This window comes from Niveispirillum sp., from assembly GCF_052437035.1.
Taxonomy (GTDB): Bacteria; Pseudomonadota; Alphaproteobacteria; order Azospirillales; family Azospirillaceae; genus Niveispirillum.
Genome location: NZ_JBQVOH010000002.1, coordinates 51,097 through 66,680, shown reverse-complemented (window position 1 = coordinate 66,680; position 15,584 = coordinate 51,097). Strand labels below are relative to the sequence as shown.

Genomic DNA, 15,584 nt, shown 5'->3' with positions numbered 1-15,584 from the left:
CACCTCCCGGCCCGTCATCCCGGCGAAAGCCGGGACCCAAGGGCCACTTGTACAGACGTCAACGTGGCGTTGATCAACGCTGCGGGAAGGTCCGACCAGTGACTCCTGGGTCCCGGCTTTCGCCGGGATGACGATATGGTGCTGGAATAAGTCTTTCCCTGCCAAGGACATATCATGGCGACCACCAAATCCTTCCTGGCCGCCTCGCCCCTGCTGCGCCTGCTCGCCATCTACCGTGAAATGCCGATCCGGTTCACGGCAACCGCCCTCCTCTATGCCGTCGTCAACGGGTCCCTGGCCTGGCAGCAATGGCTGATCGGCCATGCGGTGGACGAGGTGCGCAACGGTCAGGTGGTGGCGCGGACGGCGGATGGCGGCCTGGATTTCGACCGCGCCTGGTTCTGGCTGGCGGCCCTGATCGGGCTGGCCGGGGCGCGAGCCGTCGTGCAGTACGGGGCGGGCGTGTTGGCCCTGATCATTGGTCAGGAGCTGCTGACCATCATCCGCGAACGCATCCTGGCCCAGGTGCAGCGCCTGGACCTGACCTACCACTGGCGGCACGGCATCGGCGAGTTGATCACCCGCACCACCCGCGACAGCGACAAGGTGCGCGACGCGCTTGTCGGTTTCTGGCGACAGGTGGTGGAGACGGGCATGGTCCTCATCGCCTCCGTCACCATCCTGTTCTGGTATGCGCCAACCCTGGGCATCGTGCCCCTGCTGGCCATGCTGACGGGCCTGACGGTGCTGCTGCGCCAGACGGACCGGCTGGTCACCCTGGACCGTGTGGTGGGGGAGGCCTATGACGCCGTGAACCAGGACCTGTCGGAAGGCATCAATGGCGTGCGCGTGGTCAAGGCCTTCGGGCTGGAGGCCACCCGCATCGACCGGTTCCAGACACAGGTGACCCGCTTCACCGATGCTGCCCGCGACGCCCTTTCCTACGCCACCCGCAACATTCCGGTGCCGCAGACCATCGTCGCCCTGTCCCATGTCTGGGTCCTGGGTTATGGCGCGCTGCTGGTGGGTGCCGATCAGTTGACGGTGGGCGGGCTGGTGGCGGCCCTGCTGGCGGCCAATACGCTGGTCCTGCGGGTCGAAAGTATCGGTACCATTATCCAGACCTTCGCCGACGCCCGCGCCTCTGCCGGCCGCATCTGGGAACTGCTGGATGAAGAACCGGCGATCAAACCCGGCGACCGGCTTTTGGCCCCCGGCCCGCTGGGCCTGCGCCTGGAACGGGTGCGTCTGGCGGCCCCCGGTGGCGGGCGTGACATCCTGAACGATCTGTCATTCCGGGCCGCACCGGGGGAGATCGTCGCCATTGTCGGCAATACCGGATCGGGCAAAAGCGCGCTTTTGTCCCTGCTGCCGCGTCTGGCCGATATTGATGGCGGCTCCATCCTGGTCGGTACGGATGCGCGCGGCTGGACCGACATCCGCGCCCTGGATACCGGTTCCCTGCGCCGACAGGTGCATGTCGTGCCGCAGGAAAGTTTCCTGTTCTCCGACAGTCTGGCCGCCAATCTGCGCTTCGCCCGGCCAGAGGCGACGGAGGACCAGTTGCAGCACGCCTTGGCCCTGGCCGCCGGGGAGGAGATTCTGGACCATCTGCCCGACGGGTTCGACACGAAACTGGGCGACCGGGGTGTCACCCTGTCGGGTGGGCAGCGTCAACGCCTGTGTCTGGCCCGCGCCCTGTTGTCGGGGGCCGCCATCCTGGCCCTGGATGATGCCACAAGCGCGCTTGATGCCGCCACCGAACGGCGGGTGCTGGAGAATATCAGGGGCCTGCGGGACCGGGGCGCGCCCGTCACCCTGCTGGTCGTATCCTCCAAGCTCTCCACCATTCTGATGGCCGACCGCGTGCTGCTGCTGTCCGGCGGGCGCATCACGGCCAGCGGCACCCATGCCGAACTTTCGCAGAACAGCGCCGCCTACCGTGATCTGATGGGGATATGACGATGGCACCCAACCGCAGCCTGAAGGCCATGTCCGATATCGAGATTGAGGAACATCTGGCCAAACAGTCGCTGAACCGCTCCATGGCCAGACGCCTGCTGCCCCTGCTGGCCCCTGTCCGCCACCGCATCGCGTCGGTAATCGGGATCGAGGCATTGCTGGCCATTGCGGTGTTCCTGCGCCCCTTCTTCATCGGCTATGTCATCGACCATGGATTCATCAAAACCGGTGATCACTGGCAGACCGAAACCCAGGTCGTCCTCTGGGCCGCCCTGGGCCTGTTCGCGACCTGGACGGTGCGTTTCGCGCTGGGCGGCCTGTCGCGCTATCTGGCCAGCACGGCGGCCCTGCGTGTCCTGAACGGCTTGCGCATCCAGGTCTTCGCCCATGTCCAAGGGTTGAGCGTCGGCTATTTCGACCGGACCAAGGCGGGCCGGATCATTTCCCGTGTCGACCGCGATGTCGACACGCTGGAACCCCTGCTGATCCAGGGGCCGCCAGAGCTGCTGTCGGCCCTGCTGCGCTGTGGTCTGGCCGGCCTGCTGCTCTGGTCGATCAGCCATGACCTGTTCCTGTCGCTAGTCGCCATCGTGCCGGTATTGGTCGGTGCCACTTGGTTGTTCAAGCATATCTCGCAAAGCCGATGGGCACGGGTGGCAGAGGCGCGCAGCCGCTTCACCGCCCATCTGGTCGAAAGTGTTTCCGGTGTCCGACTGATCCAGCAGATGGTGCGGGAAAAGCCGAACTGGGACCGTTATTCCTGGCTGGTGCGGGATTTCTCCTGGGCACTGGTCAGCGGCAATATCAAGACGGGCTGGTTCGCCCCCTTCACCGCCCTGCTGACCACGACCGGCATGGCCATCATGCTGGTGGTCGGTGCGCGCGGGATGGCACTGGGGGAGATCACGGCGGGGCAATTGGCGCAAAGCCTGTTCTTTGTGTTCCAATTCCTAGGCCCGTTGCAGGAACTGAACGACCTGTTCGAGCGCTATGCCAACGGCTCCGCCTGTGCCCAGCGCATCTTCCTGACCCTGGATACCAAGCCCGATATCGTGGACGCCGATGATGCCATCGACCTGCCCACTGTGCGCGGCGATGTCGGCTTTCATAATGTCCGCTTTGCCTATGATCCGCGCCGCCCCGAACCGGTGATCCGGGAACTGGACCTGCATATCCAGGCGGGCGAGGTACTGGCCATTGTCGGACCCACCGGCCATGGCAAAAGCACCCTGGTACAGTTGCTGACCCGCTTTTATGACGCCAATGGCGGGGCAGTCACCATCGACGGCCATGATGTGCGCCACCTGTCACAGCGCAGTCTGCGTCGGCATGTCGGCGTGGTGTTACAGGATAATGTCCTGTTCGGCGGCACCATCTTGGACAATCTGCGCCTGGCCTGTCCCGACGCCACCGATGCCGATTTGATCGACGCCGCCCGCGATCTGGGCGCGGATGAGGTGCTGGGGGCACTGCCGCTGGCCTATCATACCCAGGTCGGCCCCATGGGCAGCCATCTCAGCCTGGGCCAGCGCCAGTTGGTCTGCCTTGTCCGCGCCTATATCGCCGATCCTGCCGTTCTGGTGCTGGACGAAGCGACCTCAGCCGTGGATGTCCATACCGAACGCCGCATTCAGCGGGCGCTGCGCCGCCTGTGTGAGGGACGCACCAGCATCATCATCGCCCACCGTCTGGCCACCATCCGCGACGCCGACCGCATCGCCGTGATCCGCCAGGGCCGCGTCGTGGAAATCGGCAGCCACCAGACCCTGATCAATGCCGGCGGTGCCTATGCCGGCCTTTACCGGGCTTATGAAGCCAACACCGCCGTGCCCGCGGCATAAGTAGGTCAGGTCGAGCGCGTTAGCGCGAGCCCTGACAGAAAAGGCCGTCAATCCTTGCCTGTCAGGGCTCGGGCTAACGCCCTCGACCTGACCTACGATTCACCACTTTCCCCCCTTGCGCCCATTTGTCTAATATATTAGACATTCATTCGTTAAGTTATCACCCCATCCTGCACAGCACAGCCCTTCGTCCGCCCCCATGCCGACGTCGTCGGCACGCTTGCGCCCGCCTCCCTCCCCCCTTGAAGGAAACACCCATGCCCGACATCCACGCCCCGGCCGCCGATGCCGCTGCCAGCACCCTGGACAAGATTTGGTTCACCCGTTGCCCCGTGCCCACCGCCACCGGTCTGGCTTACAAGCTGGGGTGGCTGGGCGAAGAGTTCGCGGGCGACCAGATCAACCTGGAAACATTGCAGGAAACCGGGCAGCACCAGTTGCGCCGCCATCATTATGACCATGCCCTGACCTCGCTGATCCGGGAGGGTGGCAATATGTTGGCGCTGGGTGCCCGTGCCCAAGGCGCCCCGACCCGCCTGATCGGTCTGACATGGATCGATGAATGGCAGTCCATCCTGGTCCGCCCCGACAGCGGCATCACGGAGGCCAAGCACCTGAAGGGCAAGCGTCTGGCCCTGCCCTCCTATAATGAGAACCCGATCCCCGACCATGTGCGCGGCACCTCCATCGCGCGCGGCATGTCCCTGCACGGCTACAAGGGCGCCCTGTCCTTCGCGGGCCTGACCTTTGACGATGTCGAATTTGTGGAGGTGGCGTCGGGCCGTGGCAATGGCCGGGGCGATCTGGCCGGCGGCGATGATCGCGTCGGCGCCCTGGGCGGCCTGTGGGCGCTGGATGCGCTGGTGTCCGGCAAGGTTGACGCCATCTATGTGAAGGGGGCATCCGCCGTTGACGCCGCGCGTCAGCATGGCGTGGTGGTCGGTATCGACCTGGACCGCCTGCCCGAACGCCGCTTCCGGGTGAATAATGGCACCCCGCGTCCGATCACGGTGAACAGCCACCTGCTGGAAAACCATTTCGATCTGGTGGTGCGTTTCCTGGCCCAGACGCTGCGCGCCGCCGACTGGGCCGCCGGCAATCTGGACGGGGTGAAGGACATCCTGCAGGCCGAAACGCGCGGCAGCCGCGATGCCGTGACGGCTGCCTATGGCCCGGATTTCCACCGCAACCTGCATCCCGACCTGTCGGAGGAACGTCTGTCCCTGTTTGATCAGCAGAAGAAGTTCCTCTGGGTCCATGGCTTCCTGGACCATGATTTCGACCTGCGCGCCTGGGCCGACCCGCGACCGCTGGAGGCGGCCCGCAAGCTGCTGGACAGCAGGGCGTGACAACAGAAAAGGGGCCGTCACAAGACGGCCCCTAACTGTTTCAAGAGCCGGGTGACGCTGTTATAATGGACGTTATCAACGCCCTTATTGCATTAACGCCGCCTTGAACGGGAGTGTGAGGTCATCCACCTCCGAATGAACCGATAAAACCGCCTTCCGTGTAACACACCTTATTTTCTGGTTCATCTTGTTGCACGGGGACGGCGCCCGAACGGGAGGACGCCCCCGTACAACTCCGAAATCACGCCCTTACGCCGCCGCGAACCGCCCCTCCGCCACGATCTTATCCAGGGGCAGACGGTCGGTCAGCACCTCACGCGCCCGGTACTTTTCCGGCAGTTCATCAGCGGCCCCGCGCCGCCCGATGACGATGGCGACATTGATGCTGTAATCATCGGGAACGCCCAGCGCCAGCTTGGCATCGGCCCGGTTGATGCCGCCCACGGTACGGGTGTTCCATCCCAGGATGCTGGCTTGCAGAGACAGGCTGAAGGCGGCAGCGCCGGTGTCAAAGGCGTGCGAGGTGCTGTCATGCCACTCGCCGTTCCGTTCAAACCGCTTTTCCGACAGGACAAAGACAATGGCCGCCGCCTTCTCCGCCCAGGGGCGGTTAGTCTCTGCCAGCAGGTTCAGGAACAGCGGAAAATGGTCGCCCTCGCGCCGTGCATAGACAAAGCGCCAGGGCTGCTGGTTGAAGCCTGACGGCGCCCACCGCGCCGCCTCGAACAGGGTCAGCAGTTCCGCCTCGCTGATGGTCTCCCCCGTCAGCGACCGGGCCGACCAGCGTTCCAGGAAAAACGGGGAGACGGGATGCGCAGATGTGCGAACGGCGTTCGACATGAAATGGCTCCAAGGATGGGGAATGTGGCGGTGGGCCGCTTGAAAAACCGTGGCCGGCTGGGTAAACCGCAAGGCGGATCAACGGTCAGGATCATGCCGCTCTATTGAACGGACGTTATAACATATGTTCGTAAAATATAGTGGACGTTTTTGCATCCTGTGCCATGCTGCCATTACAACCCTTACTGCGTGGAAGGCTGCGCACCATGGCCAAGGACGAGATGCTGGACGACGCGTTGGAAGCCGTGAAGCCCGACACCAGTGCGGATGAGCTGGGGGAGCTGATCGGTGCCAACCTGAAGCGCATCCGCACCAAGCGGGGCCTGTCGCTGGAGGCGCTGGCCAAGGCCGCCGGCGTCAGCCGTGCCATGATCGGTCAGATCGAGACGGGCCGGTCCATGCCGACCATCGGCCTGTTGTGGAAGATCACCTCGGCACTCGACATCCCGTTCTCAACCCTGATGGGCGGGGGCGAACGCGCCAACCTGCGGGTGATGCGCGCAGGCGATGCCAAGCTGCTGACCTCCAAGGATGGCAGCTTCACGTCGCGCGCCCTGTTCCCGTTCGAGGGCGACCGCAAGACGGAGTTTTATGAACTGGTCGTAAAGCCGCGCAGCCTGGAAAAGGCCAGCGCCCATGCGCCCGGTACTGTGGAAAATATCGTGGTCACCAAGGGCCGGATCGAAATCAGCGTCGGTACCGAACATGTCACCCTGGATGCCGGCGACGCCACCTGGTTCAACGCCGACCTGCCCCATTCCTACGCCAATCCCGGCGATGAGGAAGCGGTGATGTACATGGTCATCACCTATGCACAGTCGGTCGGGTGAAATCTTGAACATCCACCATAACATCATACTGTAAAATATATTGACATACCATCCGCGATGGTGTGAATTTAGCGGACAGTTTCTCCAATATAACGGAAGCCACGCCGGAGGTCCAGGGGACCGGGGGCGGGCCGCATGGAGTGTCCGCGATGAGCATCGAGTTCTATTGGCGCCTTCCGCCCCAGGGTGATGGCCGCGCCGCCGACCGCCAGGACTGGAACCGGGGCGACTATGCCCACCCCGCCGGTCACCAGCGGGACTTTGCCCGCACCGGCACAGGCCGCGACGGCTTCACCTATTACGACCTGCTGGTACAGGTGGCCCGCGCGGCGGAGCTGGCGGGGTTTGACGGCCTAGCCATCCCGCAGACGTCCGGCGGGGAAGAACCGCTGATGGTTGCAGGGTCGCTGGCACAGGAGGTGCGGCGGCTGAAGCTGCTGCCCTCCTTCCCCGCACAGTTCATCGCCCCCGTCTACGCCGCCAAGATCGCCACCAGCTTTCAGCGCCTGACCACGGGCCGCCTTGCCTGGCACCTGCATATCGATGATGGAGAGGACAGCGCCTGGCACGGCCGCAGCCGGTCGCGCGAGGAACAGGTGGCCCGCACGGGCGAGTTCCTGGACATCGTCAAGGGCTTCTGGAACGAAGCACCCTTTGATTACAAGGGCACCTATTACGAGGTGGAAAAGGGCGGCTTTGCCGGTCCGCTGGCAGGTCAAAAGCTGCCGGAAATCCACCTGTCCGGGGATACGGAGGGGGAATTGGCCCTGGCCGGACGCCATGCCGATGTCTATCTGCTGACGCCTGCCCCGCTGGATGAACTGAAGGCCCGCATCGCCGATGTGCGTGCCCGCGCCGCCGGCCGGGATGTACGTTTTGCCCTGGCTGCCGACATCATCACCCGCCATTCTGACGAGGCGGCATGGGATCACCTGCGCCGGCAGTGGGAAGCGGCGGGTCGGCGGGTGCAGCGCCTGTCGGGCGAACCCGCCGACCGTCCCGGCTTTGACAGTTTCCGGCGAAGCGATGATCAGTGGGCCGGCTTCGCCGCCCTGTGCGGGGAGGAAGGTGTGGGTCTGGTCGGGTCCTACGACACCGTGGCCGCCACCCTCGCCGACTATGCGCGGGCCGGGATCGACCGCTTCATCCTGGGCGCCAACCCGCATCTGGAAGAGGCGTACCGCGTGGGTGAGCATGTGATCCCCCGCATCCGCGCCCTGCTTGACGCCGCCAAGGCCGCCTGACCCCTTCGTTTTCTGGAGAGAACCATGACCGACACCGTCGCCCCCGGCCTGACGGCCGAACAGCTCGCCTTCGTTACCCAGGCGCAGAAGGATGCGCGCAAGGCCTTCCGCGTCCTGCGGGAAACCCGCACCATCTCCCCCTCCGGCACCCTGGGCTTCACCATCCGCATCCCCGACAGCCAGATCCTGGTCAATCTCAACTATGCCGGCCCCTGGGGCGATGACCTGGACGAGGTGAAGACCAGCGTTGTCGGCTTCGACGGCACCGTCTATTTGGGCAAGAGTGCGGGGCCCGGCGGCGGACGCTATACCAAGCTGTTCCGCACCCATGATGATGTCGTGGCCATCAGCCATGTCCACACCCCGAACCTGGGCGCCTATTCCCAGGCCCATGCCGAACTGCCGCTGCTCTACGTACCCAACCGCCGCTTCCGCAAGACGGCCAGCCTGCCCGTCTATATCAACCGCCGCCAGCCGGAGGTGGATTTCATTCTGGACAGCATCGCCAAGGATACGGAAGTCCCCGGCATCATTGAGGCCAACGGCGGCGCCACGGTGTGGAGCCGGAAGGGCATCATTGATCTGGCCAATACCATCCTGTTCCTGGAGGAAGGGGCGCATTTCCAGATCCTGGCCGCCGCCGCCCTGGGCGGGTCCAAGCCCTTCGGCCCCGGCGTGTTGCAGCAGCAGTGGCGCATGGGCGGCCTGATCCCTTCCAATGCCACCGTGGATGATGACGGCACCATCCATCTGGCCGCGGCGGAGTAAAACAGCAAAGGCAGATCGGGGAGACCCGATCTGCCTTACAGCATTCCGTACTGCTTCAAACGGTGCCGCAGGATGTTACGGCTGATACCCAGCAGCTTGGCCGTCTGCAGCTGATTACGGTGGCAATATTCATACGCTGCCTGGAATAGCTTGGCCTCGACCAGCTCATACAGGTTCTCTGCCCCGCTTTCGAACAAGGGCAAAAGGGCGGCATCAAAACCGGGGGGCGCTGCTTCCTGGGTCAGGGGCGTATGCGATGTCTCCATCGGCATACGCTGTCCGGGCAAATTAAGATCGGTCGGCCCAATCGCCTCCCCATTCATCACCAGCAGTGCGTGATGAATGACATTCTCAAGCTCGCGGATATTGCCGGGCCAGGCATAGGCGGTCAGCAACCGTTCTGCGGCGGGTGACAGCCCGATACTGCGCATGCGCAACCGGTCACCGTAGAGTTTCAGGAAATGCCCAGCCAGCGGCAGGATATCGGCAGGACGTTCGCGCAGCGCCGGCACCCGGATCTGGGCCACGTTCAGGCGGAAATACAGATCCTCCCGGAACCGTCCGGCCCGCACGGCCCCTTCCAGATTGACATGGCTGGCGGCGATGATGCGGACATCGATGGGAATGGACGCACGGCCACCGACCCGGGAAATCTCCCGCTCCTGTAGAACCCGCAGAAGCTTCACCTGCATCGACAAGGGCAGGTCGCCAATCTCATCCAGGAACAGGGTGCCATGCTGGGCCGCTTCAAACCAGCCACGCTTGGCGCTGACCGCACCCGTGAAGGCGCCGCGCTCATGGCCGAACAACTCGCTCTCCACCAGGCTTTCCGGCAGGGCGGCGCAGTTGATGGCGATGAAGGGCCGGGCGGCGCGCGGGCTCAACCGGTGCAGCAGACGGGCGACCAGCTCTTTGCCGGTCCCCGTCTCACCGGCCACCAGGACCGTCGCCTCAGACGGGCCGATCCTGCCGATACGCTCGTAAAGCTGACGCGATGCCGGATCTTCGAACACGACGGCGCTGGCCCGGATGCTTTGCGAGTGAAAGCCCGGACTGTCGAAGGTCATTAAACCGGGCGGTCCTTCCCGCCCGCCAGGTTGCAGCGCCATCGCGTTCGCCTTCCCGCATCGGACAGCAGAGAAAATTCCCTACTCTTGTGCTTCGGATTTTAGGGCGTCGAAATTGCGGTGTCAAACAGTGAATTTTAATAATATACATTTAAAGAATGTATATTCTATCAAGCTCATCATGCCTCCCCCCGCCAATAGCCTTCAAGACCAAGACTTTTCAACGCATTCCCCGCGAAGGACGGCGCCAGAAGCGATGCGGCATCAATCCGCTGGCGGATCAGCTTGTTATCCAGGGCGTATTGCACCGTGTCCTGATAGCGTTGGGCAATATCGGGGGCGAACAGAGGCGCCCAGCGCTGCCGCCACGCGTCACCCTGCTCATCATAGGTACGGTTCAGTACGCTGCGCGGTGTCCCCGTCCGTCCCTGGAACTCCAGGTACTTATCCTTGTTGGCCGGATCAGAGGCCCAGTGCGCGGCTTTGATATAGGCGGTGACAACAAGCTGGGTCAGTTCCGGCTGGCTTTCGATGAAGTCCTTCCGCCCGAACATTTCCGTCCGCATCTTCCATTCCGGCCCCTGCCCCTTGCTGGACCAGAGGATGCGGGCAACGCCCTTTTCTTCGAGCAGGTAGGCGTCGGTCATCGTGAACAGCCCGTCGATCTTGCCCGCCGATACAGCCGCCGCCCCCGTCATCGGATCGATATTCAAAATGGTGAAGTCGGATGGTGACAAGCCGCGTGCCGCCAGCAGCCGGAAGAAGGGGATTTCCCAGGGCCGCCCACGATGCACCGCAATGCGTTTACCCTTCAGATCCGTCACATCCTTGGCCGTGGACCCGGCCGGCACCACTAGGAAGGTGTCGCCGCTGCCGCCCATGCCATTGGGAACCAGCAACCGTGTCTGCACGCCATTGGCATTGCAGATGATGGTGGGCAGATCGCCATAGGAGGCGAATTCCAGGGAACGGTTGGCAAAGCCCTCATTGATCTGCGGGCCCGTCGCCTTGTGTGACACGGCAAACGGCTCCAGCGCCACACCGCGCTTGTCCAGTTCCGCCGCCAGCCAGCCCTGATGCTCAATCACGGCGACATAGCCGGTCAATTGCAACTGGCCCTGGGCGAAGTTCACGCCGCCGGCGATGCGGATGGATTTGGGCAGGGCTTGCGCACGGGTGACGATGGCGGGTGCGGTGACGGCAGCCAAACCGGCAACACCGGCCTTCAGAAGGAAACGGCGATTGATCATGGTCCAACCTCCTTATGCCGCGGTCCGGATGCGGGCCTGCACCTCGGCCAGCGGGCGCGGGTCGATCCAGTCGTGAATGTTGAAGTCTTGGTCGAGCGCCCCGATGGAGGCGATGTAGTCCTTGAAGACCCCCAGTCCCATGATGCTGTCTTCCGAAAGCTCCACTGACAGCGACCGGTGCAACTGCTCCCCATAGGCGCGGCGCAGCCAGCGCTCCGACCAGCCCGTCTCCCGCGCCACCAGCGCCGTGGCATCGTCGGGATGCAGCGCCGCCCATTCGCCGGCCTTCACCACCTGACGCAGAAACCGGGTGACGATCTCTGGATGGTTCTCAATCGTCTCCTCGTTCACGGTTAGCGGACGTGGGGTGCAATTGGACACGCGGATAAAGGGGTCAGGATGGAAACCCAGATCAAAAATGATCCCGGCACCCAACAATTGCGTCACCTCCGCCCCGCGCACATCCTTGACATACACGGCGTCCACCTCGCCCCGGACCAGGGCATAGACCTCGTTGGTGTAGGAATGGCGACGGCGGCGACCGGCGAATGTTATGGTGGCGTCCGGCGCGCGCGGATCATTGGCCAGCGGCACCGCCTCATCGGCCAAGTCCTGCAATTGCACATCCTGGAGGGTCAAGCCTTCCGTCTCCAGCGCCACGGTAAAGGCACGCAGGGCGGAGATACGGTTATGATCAACCAGACTGCCATGATGGGGGATGCCCACGCGGCGGCCACGGAGATCGCGGACGGAGCGGATGCCCGACTGCGGCAGGGCAATGATGGCCTGGTATTCATCGGTCCAGGTGATGCCGATCACCTTGGTCCGCACCCCCTGCCCCCGCGCCCAGATGGGCGGAACCGACCCGCCCTGGCGGAAGGAATGGCGCAGGGAGTGGGTGAAATGGGATGCCTGCTCCGCCGGATCGGCAGATTCCCGCAACGCCTTGACGATGATGCCATCGGGGGCGAATTCCTGCTCGAACCAGGCGAACTGTGCTGCCAGCCCAAACGGTGTGGGCACGGAGCAGCGGGTGTACCAGAGCGTGTCAATATTGGCCGGGGCAGCAAGGGTCATGATAGGTTTCCTGAAGAAGGGCCGCGCGCGGGCTTAGCCGGCATGCAGCAGGGAAAGAATTTCGGCCTTCAGCGGCGTCAGGGCCGGGTCGGCGCGGTCACGCGGCTGGGTGCTGGGCACATGCAGGATGCGGGCGATACGACCGGGCTGCATGACGACAATGACGTCACCCAGGAACAGCGCCTCATCCACATCATGGGTCACCATGATCATGGTGCTGCGCCGGGTCAGCCAGATGCGTTGCAATTCCGATTGCAGACGCAGCCGGGTCAGGGCGTCCAGCGCCCCCAGCGGTTCATCCAGCAGAAGCACCTGCGGCTGTGGGGCCAGGGCGCGGGCAATGGCGGCGCGTTGCGCCATGCCGCCCGACAGCTGATGTGGAAAGGCCTGGGCAAACCCGTCCAGCCCCACCAGTGTCAACAGACTGGCCACGCGCGCCCGTTTGTCCGCCGCTGCCTCGTCGCTGTTTGACAGGGCCAGCAGCACATTCTGTTCAACCGTCAGCCAGGGGAACAGCCGGTGATCCTGAAAGATCAGGCCACGGTCCAGCCCCGGTCCCGACACAGGCACCCCGTCCAACAGGATGTCGCCGCTATCTTGCCGCTCCAGCCCAGCTATCAGGCGCAGCAAGGTGGACTTGCCGCAACCACTGGCCCCGACGATGGAGACGAACTGTCCGGGCGCAATGGTCAGGCTGACATCCTCCAGCACCGACAATTTGCGACCGTCGATATCGAAGCCCTTATGCACGTGCCGGATGGCAAGGCCGCCCGTGGCGGGCGCGCTGTCCACCTGGACGCTGCGCGGATCAATGATGGCATTCATGATGATCTTCCCACGTTCAGCCGGTGACGCGCCAGCGCAGCAGACGCGCGCGGACCAGCGACAGGATCAGGTTCAGGCCATAGCCCATCAGGCCGATGGCGATGACGCACAGCAGAACGACACCCATGTCGCCCGCCATCTGTGCGGTGTGCATCAGGGACCCCAGTCCAGCCCCCGTGCCAAACAGCAGCTCCACGCCGATGGTGGAAATCCAGGCAAAGGCCAGCGCTTGGCCCACACCGGTCAGGATTGACGGCAAGGCCGTGGGCAGCTGGATGAAGCGGAAACTCCGCCAGCGGGACAGCACCAACACCTGCCCTACCTCCAGATGCTTCTTCTCTGCCTGGGCAAAGCCCTCGTACGAATTGAGCAGCAGCGGATGGAAGGCAGCGACGGCGACCAGCAATTGCTTGGCCTCCTCCCCGCTGCCCAGCCACAGGCCGACCAGCGGCAACCAGCCCAGCAGCGGCACCTGCCGGAAGGCCTGCAACAGCGGCCCGAACAGCCGTTCAACCACCGGGAAACCAGCCATAAGGCTGCCCAGCAGGATGCCCGACACACCGCCCAGCGCCAGCCCGGTCAGGGCGCGGCCAAGGCTGGATCCGGCATTTATGGCCAGCTCGCCGGTGGACAACAATTGCAACAACCGCTCCCAGACCTGATCTAGCGGCACAAAGGCGTAAGCCATGCTGGCATCGATGCTGGACGCCCAATGCCAGGCGGCAGCCAGGAGAAACGGCAGCACCAGACCGCGCGCCCGCTTGACCAGGGCAACAAGCCAGGCCGGCGGCGGATCATGATCCTCAATGCGTTCGGCATAAACGAAAGAGGTGGGAGGGAATTCAGCGATCAGTGACATGGGTCCAACCCTCCTCAAACCGTTTTCCAGCGGACCAGCCGGCGCTCAGCCAACCGCACCCCCTGATCCAGGGCAAACCCGATCAGGCCGGTCAGGGCCACCCCCACCATCACCGTGTCGATGCGGAACATCTGGCGGCCCATCTCCATCATCTGGCCGATGCCATTCTCCGCCGCCATCAGTTCTGCCGCGACCAGCACGATCCAGGCGCGCGTCAGTCCCAGACGCAGGCCCGTCAGCACCGGCGGCACCGTGGCCGGCAGGATCAGACGAAACAGCACACGCAGGGGCGACAGGCGATAGATGGCGGCCACTTCCAGCCATCCCTTTGAAATGCCCTTGACCGCATCATGGGTGGCCAGAGCCACGGGGAAGAAAGCTGCCTTGGCGACGATGGCCAGCTTGAACCCCTCATCCACACCTAGCAGCAGGATCAGCATGGGCAGAAAGGCGATGGACGGCACCTGCCGCACCGCCTGAAAGAACGGGCCCGCAAAGGCATTCACCAGGGCGGAGCGAGCCAGCAGGATGCCGAAGCCCAACCCCAAACCCGAACCGATGCCGAAGCCCAGCAGCAGACGCGACAAGCTGGCGCGTAAATGGTCGGCCAGCTCGCCGCTGGCCAGCAACTCGTTGAAACTATCAAGAACGGCAGCGGGTGGCACCAACACCTGGGCCGTAAAATCATCCCCGCTGGTGACGGCGAACCAGGTGGCCAGGATCAGTCCGGGAACCAGTAATGGCAGCAAGCGTTGTTGAAGGGTCGATCGCATCGTCTCGCCTCCACCTCAAGCCACGACCGGAACGCCGGCCAGCGTTCCCCGCGTCAGCCGCGCCACTTCATCGGCAATACGATCCGCCTGGGCCAGCAATGCCGCAGAGGACAAGACGTAGCTGCCATCGACATCGACCTGAAAGTCCCCATCCCGGACGAACAGGCCCGTAGGCACCGTATGGGTGCCGAAATAGGCGAAAAGCGGTCGCAGTTGATGATCAATGATCGACAGCGGGTCCGCCGCCGCCCCCGTGGCGGCCAGCACCACGGTCTTTCCGGCCAGATCATCCGGGTCCAGCAGGTCAAGGAAATGCTTCAGCAGTCCGGTGTAGGACCCCTTCTGAACCGGCGTGCCGACCACCAGGATATCGGCAGTGCGCAGCGCCGCAAAAGCGTTGTATAGCGCGGGCAGCGCATCGCGCGGGTGCAACGTCCCGGCCAGGGCCGGGGCCAATGCCGCCACCTCCACCAGCCTTGTTTGGGCGGGCCCCAGCTGTGCGGCCAGACGACAGACCATATCCTCCACCAGCGTGGTGATACGCGACTGGCGGGACAAGCTGCCGGATAGGCCGACGATACGCATGGGAACCTCCATGGTGGGCGATATTGCCATGGAGCGTATTGGCAAATATCATGCCATATCAGCCAATATAGCGGCGAAGGCCGGAGTCTTTAGAGTTTTAGTATGTGAAACAAAAAATTCAACACAATTGATTTGTTTATTTGTTGGCTGAGCAACAGCCAAGCACCAGCCTGCCCATTCGAGGGTTGCGTATTCAACGGCTTCAAAAGACTTCCACAGTGCTCGCCTGTGGATGAGGTCCGCTGTGAGAGGCCATTGACCGTTTCGGCCTTCGTCACCCCTTCGTTCAGCGTGTGCGCCGAACAGCCGATCTT

Annotated in this window: 15 protein-coding genes; 7 read left to right on the top strand and 8 right to left on the bottom strand. The window is 63.7% G+C overall.

Annotation, left to right across the window (positions count from 1 at the left end; translation table 11 throughout):
• Nucleotides 1-174: 174 nt before the first annotated feature.
• The 3 genes from ACT6Q8_RS05535 (at nucleotide 175) to ACT6Q8_RS05525 (ending at nucleotide 5,152) form a co-directional block, all read left to right on the top strand.
• The gene (locus ACT6Q8_RS05535) at nucleotides 175-1,962 is read left to right on the top strand and encodes an ABC transporter ATP-binding protein (RefSeq protein WP_444734231.1); all 1,788 of its coding nucleotides are present in this window, start codon (nucleotides 175-177) and stop codon (nucleotides 1,960-1,962) included.
• A gap of 2 nt (nucleotides 1,963-1,964) precedes the next feature.
• Nucleotides 1,965-3,803, top strand: coding sequence for an ABC transporter ATP-binding protein (locus ACT6Q8_RS05530; protein ID WP_444734232.1), 1,839 nt, complete (start codon nucleotides 1,965-1,967; stop codon nucleotides 3,801-3,803).
• Nucleotides 3,804-4,060: 257 nt separating this feature from the next.
• The gene (locus ACT6Q8_RS05525) at nucleotides 4,061-5,152 is read left to right on the top strand and encodes an ABC transporter substrate-binding protein (protein WP_054169309.1); all 1,092 of its coding nucleotides are present in this window, start codon (nucleotides 4,061-4,063) and stop codon (nucleotides 5,150-5,152) included.
• Nucleotides 5,153-5,401: 249 nt separating this feature from the next.
• Here ACT6Q8_RS05525 and ACT6Q8_RS05520 read toward each other — a convergent pair whose 3' ends face one another.
• Entirely contained in the window at nucleotides 5,402-5,992 is a 591-nt protein-coding gene (locus tag ACT6Q8_RS05520; RefSeq protein WP_054169185.1) for a nitroreductase family protein, read from the bottom strand.
• Nucleotides 5,993-6,198: 206 nt separating this feature from the next.
• On the opposite strand from ACT6Q8_RS05520, the gene ACT6Q8_RS05515 reads away from it, so the two are divergent.
• The 3 genes from ACT6Q8_RS05515 to ACT6Q8_RS05505 all read left to right on the top strand — a co-directional run bounded on the left by ACT6Q8_RS05515 (nucleotide 6,199) and on the right by ACT6Q8_RS05505 (nucleotide 8,834).
• Nucleotides 6,199-6,822, top strand: a complete 624-nt coding sequence (locus ACT6Q8_RS05515; RefSeq protein ID WP_444734233.1) for a helix-turn-helix domain-containing protein — start codon at nucleotides 6,199-6,201, stop codon at nucleotides 6,820-6,822.
• A gap of 149 nt (nucleotides 6,823-6,971) precedes the next feature.
• Nucleotides 6,972-8,066 (top strand): LLM class flavin-dependent oxidoreductase, encoded by a 1,095-nt coding sequence (locus ACT6Q8_RS05510; protein ID WP_444734234.1) that lies wholly within the window; start codon nucleotides 6,972-6,974, stop codon nucleotides 8,064-8,066.
• Nucleotides 8,067-8,090: 24 nt separating this feature from the next.
• A complete protein-coding gene (locus ACT6Q8_RS05505; protein WP_444734235.1) occupies nucleotides 8,091-8,834 on the top strand; it encodes a class II aldolase/adducin family protein in 744 nt (247 codons plus the stop codon).
• A 35-nt stretch (nucleotides 8,835-8,869) separates the two neighbouring features.
• On the opposite strand, the gene ACT6Q8_RS05500 is transcribed toward ACT6Q8_RS05505, so the two are convergent.
• The 7 genes from ACT6Q8_RS05500 to ACT6Q8_RS05470 all read right to left on the bottom strand — a co-directional run bounded on the left by ACT6Q8_RS05500 (nucleotide 8,870) and on the right by ACT6Q8_RS05470 (nucleotide 15,270).
• Nucleotides 8,870-9,943: a sigma-54-dependent transcriptional regulator gene (locus tag ACT6Q8_RS05500; protein ID WP_082372494.1), complete on the bottom strand. Its 1,074-nt coding sequence runs from the start codon at nucleotides 9,941-9,943 to the stop codon at nucleotides 8,870-8,872.
• A 137-nt stretch (nucleotides 9,944-10,080) separates the two neighbouring features.
• Complete coding sequence (locus tag ACT6Q8_RS05495; protein ID WP_444734236.1) at nucleotides 10,081-11,151, bottom strand: ABC transporter substrate-binding protein; 1,071 nt, start codon at nucleotides 11,149-11,151, stop codon at nucleotides 10,081-10,083.
• A 12-nt stretch (nucleotides 11,152-11,163) separates the two neighbouring features.
• Entirely contained in the window at nucleotides 11,164-12,228 is a 1,065-nt protein-coding gene (locus ACT6Q8_RS05490) for an ABC transporter substrate-binding protein (protein ID WP_444734237.1), read from the bottom strand.
• A gap of 33 nt (nucleotides 12,229-12,261) precedes the next feature.
• Nucleotides 12,262-13,053: an ABC transporter ATP-binding protein gene (locus ACT6Q8_RS05485; protein ID WP_444734238.1), complete on the bottom strand. Its 792-nt coding sequence runs from the start codon at nucleotides 13,051-13,053 to the stop codon at nucleotides 12,262-12,264.
• Between the two features lie 16 nt (nucleotides 13,054-13,069).
• Nucleotides 13,070-13,912, bottom strand: coding sequence for an ABC transporter permease (locus ACT6Q8_RS05480; RefSeq protein WP_444734239.1), 843 nt, complete (start codon nucleotides 13,910-13,912; stop codon nucleotides 13,070-13,072).
• 14 nt (nucleotides 13,913-13,926) lie between these two features.
• A complete protein-coding gene (locus tag ACT6Q8_RS05475) occupies nucleotides 13,927-14,685 on the bottom strand; it encodes an ABC transporter permease (RefSeq protein ID WP_444734240.1) in 759 nt (252 codons plus the stop codon).
• Between the two features lie 15 nt (nucleotides 14,686-14,700).
• A complete protein-coding gene (locus ACT6Q8_RS05470) occupies nucleotides 14,701-15,270 on the bottom strand; it encodes an NAD(P)H-dependent oxidoreductase (RefSeq protein ID WP_444734241.1) in 570 nt (189 codons plus the stop codon).
• A 10-nt stretch (nucleotides 15,271-15,280) separates the two neighbouring features.
• Between ACT6Q8_RS05470 and ACT6Q8_RS05465 the strand changes: the two genes are divergently transcribed.
• Nucleotides 15,281-15,421, top strand: coding sequence for a hypothetical protein (locus tag ACT6Q8_RS05465; RefSeq protein ID WP_444734280.1), 141 nt, complete (start codon nucleotides 15,281-15,283; stop codon nucleotides 15,419-15,421).
• Nucleotides 15,422-15,584 lie beyond the last annotated feature (163 nt).